Here is a 7,153-nt window from a genome sequence, read left to right as displayed (position 1 = left end):
ACAGTGCTATTGGATAAGAGAGGAGGCGGCGATGACGAGGATTCAAATTCCCTATCCCCATAGGAAGGGAGGGCACTGTGGTTCCGGTGCGCTGCGTGACCTTACTGAATGGGCCCAACTAGGATGGGGGACAGAAGCACTCAGTGAAGGATTGGTATTCACCCTCGGCGGAGCCTTGGACTTCTCGTACGTCCGCTCTACGCAGTTGTTTCCCCAGATATACCTGGTAGGACGAGGAAGCGAGCTGGAACAAAATTACCTCTCCCGGGTTGGGGCAAACTTCGTCGTGCGATCGACCGATGACCCAGACGTGGGATGGTCATTTGTGACCGACGAAGTCGACAAGGGCCGACCTGTCATGGTGTGGGCTGACATCGGCGAACTTCCTTACCTGCGCGTCCGATTGCACATGAGCCGTCACGACATCGTCATCACCGGATACGATGACGAAAAACGGGTTGCCTATGTAGTCGATAATGACCGCGAGACCACCCAAACGGTGGCCTATGACGATCTGCGCCGGGCGCGGTCCTCGGTAGGGTTTCCTATGCCTACCCGGCACACCACATATCACGTCGACTGGCCGGAGCGAGTGCCCGACCTTAAGCTGATTGCAGCCACTGCTCTAGCCGCGAGCGCAGCGCTCATGCGTGGCGGTGCCGTAAGTGCGCCGCTACTGCGCATCGAGGAAGCTGAAGTCGAGTCTTCCGGTTTGAAGGGTGTGCAGGACTTCGCCGATGACGTACGGTATTGGCCGACGCTGTTCGACGACGATGCCCTGGCCGCGGCATTGTTCGGTCTCGGGGCGTTCATCGAGAAAGCTGGTACCGGTGGCGGGCTCTTTCGTATGCTGCAGGCACAAGGTTGCCAGGACATCTCCGATCTCCTAGATGACGCCGCCGCAGCCGAAGCGGCGGCCGCGGCACGACACGCTTCCCAAGCGTGGTCTGAGCTTGCGGCCGCCGCCACGGATGCCGATACATCGCTACGGAGTCGTAGTCAAGCTGCGGCCACAATCGCTGCGACGATCCCGGACGCCGAAACGCGCCTCGTCGAAGCCCTCGAAACGGCCAGTCGATCCGTTGGCACTGTCGATACCCGCATCGAGGCTCATCTGAAAGGCTCTTTGTGAGTGACACTTCAAGCGAATCGAGTTTCCTCGAGACAACTGGTTTCCTCGAGACAACTGGTTTCCTCGATTGGCAGCATGACGATGTACAGCGCTTCACCGAGAACGCCGTCGGTGACGTGCGTGACCCTGTGCAGAAGGCGAGGTTGATCTTCACCGCTGTGCGAGACAGGATTTGGTACGATCCCTATAGCACCGACGACGATCCCGAGCATTATCGGGCGAGCTATGTAGCGACAGCGTCGAGGGCGTATTGCATACCGAAGGCGGTGCTGCTCACCGCGGCAGCTCGTGCCGCAGGCATTCCCGCCCGGCTCGGATTCGCGGACGTGCGCAACCATCTGCAGACCACCACATTGCGTGCCCGGATGGGAGGTACCGACGTGTTCGTCTACCACGGATATAGCGAATTACAACTCAACAACCGCTGGGTGAAGGCTACTCCGGCGTTCAACGCCGAGCTCTGCGCGCGATTCGGTGTACCTCCGATCGACTTCGACGGCCACACCGATGCGCTCCTCCATGCCTACGACGGTGGGGGAAGCCAACACATGGAGTATCTCCACGACCGCGGTTGGTACCACGATCTCCCCTTCACCGACATCGTTACAGAGTTGCATCACCGGTACGGCCCGCTCATGGCTGACGCTGGAGCCCAGCGTGACGCCTTCTCCCAGGAGTTGTGAGGCGCTGCGGACTGTGTGCCAGTTCATTGTGACGCGATCTCGTCGGCTATGATCTCCTTGAATTCGGCGGGGTTACGGGCAGGACTAAACGGCCGACAGTGACCGAACTGGAAGGTGTACCGCAGCGATGATCTCGGCGGGCTAGCGAGTCTTTACATATTGTCTTCCGGCGAGCAGCGCTGACGTCGGCGCAATTCGTAAGTCGCAGGATGAACTATGCACTGCGTGGTCCTATTTAGGAGGGGTTTCGTCATCGAAGAGCAAGCGGAAGAAGATTCGGCCATCGCATGGTGGCATAGCTTTCAGAATCGTGCTGTCGCCGCCGACGGCGACTACCTTGACGCGCACCACCCGTGGTGCCTTGGTTGCGGCACAGACAATCCGCACGGTCATCGCCTGCGAGCGCGTCGGCATGGCGACGGGGTGGGTGCCAGGCATATCTTCGACGGCAGACATCGCGGCGCACCCGGTATTGCACATGGCGGCGCAGTCATGACCGTACTCGACGACATGGTGGGCATGTTGCTCTACGTGGTCGGTGAGATGGCCGTGACCCGTAAGCTCGACACCGAGTTCTACGCGCCAGTGTTGCTGGGGGTCCCCTACGAGGTCAGCGCGGAGCTGGTGTCCAAGACCGGCCGGAAACTCGAAGTCCGGACAGAATTGCGCGAGGAAACAACCGGTCAGCTAGTCGCGTCCGCATCTGGGTTATTCGTCGTCGTCACACTGGCGCACTTCACCAGCTCCATGCAGAAGGCGTCCTCGACACGCCGCATTGTGGGATCGACCCGGGAGGGAAGATGCTGAGCACCAGCTTTGAAGGTGCCGCACGCCTGGCGATGCCCGACCCACGTCCATTGCCCCGCTCGGCGCGGTCACCATCAACGCACTCATGTACCTGCTCACCGAGAATTACCTCGACGAGACGGTGTCCAATCAGCGCCGTCATGCTCGACGGCCTTCGCCCGCGTTCAGGAGACGAGATATGAGCACCTACGGCCTGTCGGTTCTCGGCGCGGATCTGAAGTCACTGGCCCAGACCGCACAGGCCGCCGACGCGGCCGGGTTCGACGCCGTATGGGCCTCGGAGTTCTACTCTCGGTCCGGATCGATCTCCATGGCCGCGATGGCCAACGGCACACAGAACTGTCGGATCGGTTCCTCCATTCTCTACGGCGTCGGCCGAAGCCCTCTGGTGCTGGCCACCGAGGCGCGCGATCTCGACGAACTCTCCAACGGACGACTGGTGCTCGGCATCGGCAACGGGACCAGACGGATGATGAGCGACTGGCACGGCGTGCCCGACACCTCCGCACCCGCGCTGCGGATGGAAGAACTCGTCATATTGCTGCGCCGCATCTGGAACCTGCACGAAGGTCCGGTCCATCACGAGGGCCGCTTCTACGCCCTGAACCTCATTCCAACCGGCGACATGCAGCCCCCGAGTCGGCCGATCCCGATCATCACCGCCGGTGTTCGGCCCCGGATGTGCGAGACAGCAGGCAGGGTGGCTGACGGCCTCGCGGGGCACCCGCTGTTCACCACCACCTACGTCCAGGAGATCGTCCGACCCGCCGTCGCCAAGGGCGCGGCGCACGCCGACCGTGACCCCAGCGAGGTCGAAATCGTATCCATGGTCATGTGCTCCATCCACGAGGATGCCGAAGTCGCCAGGCGCGAACTGGCGCAACAGATTGCGTTCTACTCCTCGGTGAAGTCCTACGAGTTGGTGCTCGACGTGAACGGCTTCACCACCGAGGGTCGAGCCATTCGGGATGCATTCACCCGACGCGATTTCCCGGCGATGTTCGCCGCGGTGTCCGATAAGATGATCGACACCATGGGCGTCGCAGGAACGGCACACCAAGTCCGTGAACAACTTAGACGCTACGAAGGCGTCCTTGACCACATCATGCTGTACGCACCATCGATCGGTATTGCCCCGGAACGCGTGCAGCAAAATCTCGACAGCATCATCCGAGAATGCTCGCCGGCTTCGATGTCGCCAGGGCCGTCCAGCCGTTCTGCCCACAGCGACACCTGATTTCACTCGCTGCGCTGATGTCGCCCCTTCGGTGAATTCACGCATGCGGCCGCGTCCGCCGGTGCCACATCGAGGAGGGCGGCTGCACAAGCAGGACGCTGTGTCTGGCGACCCTCACGCTGTCGATCCGTGCGTGCCCACCTATGGCTGCGTGGTGTGGTTGACGATGTTGGCGTCGTCGTCGAGAAGCTGAGGTGCAACCCTCCATCGTCTCCGGACCAGGCCTCCGTGCACACCGCGCCGGCAGGGTGTTGACGACGGTTGAGAATCCGGCCAGTCGCGACGGTTGAAAAGTAGGCCACCCAATCAGATGGATGGGTGATCTCCTTGGAAGACTGGGCCTTGATCCGGCATCTTCACCGCAGCGAGGGTTTGTCGCAGCGGGCCATCGCACGGCAGCTTGGTATCGCGCGGGACACGGTGGCCAGTGCGCTGGCCGCCGAAGGTCCGCCGAAGTACGAGTGAGCCTCGGCGCCGTCGGCAATCAACGAGGTGGAGCCGCGCATCCGCGCGCTGTTGACGGCCTATCCGCAGATGCCGGCGGCGGTGGCGAGTGTTGACCGTCTCTCGGGATGACGACCACGGGGTGTTGTGCCGTCGTTGATCCTGCCGATGTGGTGGTCGGCGTTGGGGTGGGTTTGATCTTGGTGGTCTGCACCGTCAGTGTGTCGATGAACTGATGGGTGCACGGCGCCCCCGCTGATTTCTTGGCCGAGACCTTCCGCGACGCCGTGCGTAGTGCGAAAGGCACTGATGGTCACGGTAGAGGTCGATTCCGAGCGCGTCGAGTCCCGGTTGGCTGCTGGGGAGGTGTCGTGCCCGTCATGCCCGGACGGGGTGTTGGTGCGGTGGGGTTTCGCCCGTTCTCGCCAGGTGGTTGGGTCGGCCGCGCCGGTGCGGCCGCGGCGGTCTCGGTGCCGCACGTGTTTGGTGACCCATGTGTTGCTGCCGGTGACGTTGCTGCTGCGCAGGGCCTATGTCGCGGAGCTGATCTGGGCGGCGGTGGTGGCGAAGGCGGCCGATGGGGGGCACCGCCGGATCGCGGCGCGGTTGGGGATTCCCGGATCGACGGTCCGCGGCTGGCTGCGAGTGATCACCGGGCGCGCGCAGGTGGTGCGGCACTGGTTCCTCTCGGTCGCGGTCGCTGCGGGGGTAGACGTGTCGATACCGAGGTCGACCGGGTCGGGATGCGGGGACGTTGTCGCCGCGGTCGGCGCTGCGCGGGCCGCGATCGGGGCGCGTTTCGGTGAGCGGTCGGTGACCGGTGCGGTGACGTCGGCGCGGGTGGCTGCCGCGTGCAGCGGTGCCCGGCTGCTGTCACCGGGTTGGCCGCCGGCGCCGAAACCGGCCGGTGCAACACCAGTTGACCCTGACATCAGCGGTGTGGATGGGTCATCGTCGCGGGGATGACTGCGCGGCAAACGGTTTGGGTGGCATCACCGAGACAGGAGTGGGTGTCATCAGTACCGAGGACGAGAAGCGCCGCCAGAGAAGTCACGCCGTGGGGTTGTTCCGCTACCAGTTGATCTGCCCGGCATTGGACAAGGATTTGTCGACGAAGGCTCGTGGCCGGCTGGTCCGTGAGATCGCCGCCCGTGAGCACACCGACCCGTTCGGGACGTCGGTGCGCTACTCGCGCGACACCTTGGACCGCTGGATCCGCCGCTACCGCGCTGGCGGGTTCGTCGAGTTGATCCCCTCACCGCGATCGTCGGCGCCGCGCACCGACGGCGCCACGTTGGAGTTGGCGGCCTCGCTCAAGCGGGAGAATCCGGCGCGGACCGCCGCGCAGGTGCAGCGCATCCTGCGGGCGGCCACGGGGTGGTCACCGTCTGAGTCGACGCTGCTGCGCCTGTTTCACCGCCTCGAGTTGATCGGCCCGGCCGCCGGGGACGTCCCGGCGGTGTTCGGCCGGTTCGAGGCCGAGAACCCCAATGATCGGTGGACCGGGGATGCGTTGCGTGGCCCGAAGATTGGTGGCCGCAAAACCTATCTGTTCGCTTTCTTGGACGATCATTCCCGGCTGGTCTGCGGCTATCGGTTCGGCTTCAGCGAGGACACCGTCCGGTTGGGCGTCGCTCTGGAACCGGCGTTGGCCGCTCGTGGAGTTCCGGCCAGCGTCTACACCTGGGTCGGCGTTCGTCGATGCCTGGTTGTTGCGGGCCTGCGCGAAACTGGGGATCCGGTTGGTGCATTCCACCCCGCACCGCCCCCAAGACAAGCCGCGGGTCGAGCGCATGGTCCAGTATGTGCGCCGAAACTTCTGGGACGGGGAAACATTCACCAGCCTCGAACAGGCGCAGCAGGCTGTGATGACTTGGTGTCTGCGCACTGCCGGTACCCGCATCCACGGCACCACCTGCGCACGTCCCCTGGAGGTGTTCACCACCGACGAGCAACCCCGGCTGCTGCCGGTGCCGGGACCTATGACGTGCCGGTGTTCAAAGCGGTCAAGGTACACCGCGATTTCCACGCCGAGGTCGCCAAAGCCCTGTATTCGCTGCCCGAGTGCTGGATCGGGCACACGTTGGACGTACGCGCCGACAGTGAGCTGGTGAAGTTCTATCACCGCGCCACGCTGGTGAAAGTCCATCCCCGCCAGCCGGCCGGTGGTCGCAGCACCGACCGCGCTGACCTGCCCGAACACAAAAGCCGGTTACGCGTTGCGGGACCTGGCGGCGTTGATCGCCGCGTGTGCGGCGCGCGGGTCCAATATCGGGATCTACGCCGAACGCATCCTCGATGACCCGCTGCCCTGGACCCGGATGCGCACCGTCTACCGGCTCCAAGGCCTGGTGCGCCGCTTCGGCGCGCAGCGCGTCGAACAAGCATGTTCACTATCGCTGGACCTCGACGTCGTCTCGGTCAACAAGATCGCCTCCATGCTGCAACGCGCCACCGAGAACACCGCCCCGGCACCACCGCAAGCAGTCGGCCAAACAGCCACCCGGTTCGCCCGCAACCCATCCGAATTCAACATCATCACACCATCATTGTGGTAGTGCCCGTTACCGATTCCGAGGAGACCTGCTGACATGACCACCCACCGTGCCCCCGCCGAGCCGGTCGGCGCTGACCTGACCCGACTGCTCAAAACCCTCAAAATCGGCGCGCTGGCCGACACCCTGCCCGAACGCGCCGCCCTGGCCCGCCAACACAATCTGGCTCTTCCGGGAAGTCCGTGGGTCATGGTGTGACCGGGTAGAGCTGTAATCCGCCGAGGTGGAAGTAGATTGCGGTCTTGAAGTGCTCTCGGTTGCGGTAGCCGCGGGCGGAGACGCGGATGGCCTGGAT

Annotated in this window: 5 protein-coding genes and 3 pseudogenes; all 8 read left to right on the top strand. The window is 63.8% G+C overall.

The genetic code is table 11. The annotated features are described in order from the left end of the window. The first annotated feature begins 31 nt into the window (after positions 1–31). Positions 32–1,132: a DUF4872 domain-containing protein gene (locus WA944_RS13560; protein WP_526371632.1), complete on the top strand. Its 1,101-nt coding sequence runs from the start codon at positions 32–34 to the stop codon at positions 1,130–1,132. Further along, the gene (locus WA944_RS13555; protein WP_526647041.1) at positions 1,129–1,815 is read left to right on the top strand and encodes a transglutaminase-like domain-containing protein; all 687 of its coding nucleotides are present in this window, start codon (positions 1,129–1,131) and stop codon (positions 1,813–1,815) included. Before WA944_RS13560 ends, WA944_RS13555 begins: the two co-directional genes overlap by 4 nt. A gap of 216 nt (positions 1,816–2,031) precedes the next feature. Then, entirely contained in the window at positions 2,032–2,622 is a 591-nt protein-coding gene (locus tag WA944_RS13550) for a PaaI family thioesterase (protein WP_526607872.1), read from the top strand. Between the two features lie 178 nt (positions 2,623–2,800). Then, positions 2,801–3,859: an LLM class flavin-dependent oxidoreductase gene (locus tag WA944_RS13545; protein ID WP_526607869.1), complete on the top strand. Its 1,059-nt coding sequence runs from the start codon at positions 2,801–2,803 to the stop codon at positions 3,857–3,859. A gap of 318 nt (positions 3,860–4,177) precedes the next feature. Further along, positions 4,178–4,321, top strand: a pseudogene (locus WA944_RS13540) (winged helix-turn-helix transcriptional regulator); the annotation flags it as partial. Between the two features lie 291 nt (positions 4,322–4,612). Further along, the gene (locus WA944_RS13535) at positions 4,613–5,269 is read left to right on the top strand and encodes a transposase family protein (RefSeq protein WP_526371406.1); all 657 of its coding nucleotides are present in this window, start codon (positions 4,613–4,615) and stop codon (positions 5,267–5,269) included. 49 nt (positions 5,270–5,318) lie between these two features. Then, positions 5,319–6,861, top strand: a pseudogene (locus WA944_RS13530) (Mu transposase domain-containing protein). A 33-nt stretch (positions 6,862–6,894) separates the two neighbouring features. Continuing rightward, positions 6,895–7,026: pseudogene (locus tag WA944_RS13525) on the top strand (ATP-binding protein); the annotation flags it as partial. Positions 7,027–7,153 lie beyond the last annotated feature (127 nt).

It is taken from the genome of Mycobacterium sp. (genome assembly GCF_049683355.1).
Classification (GTDB): domain Bacteria; phylum Actinomycetota; class Actinomycetes; order Mycobacteriales; family Mycobacteriaceae; genus Mycobacterium.
This window is presented reverse-complemented; position numbering and strand designations above follow the sequence as displayed.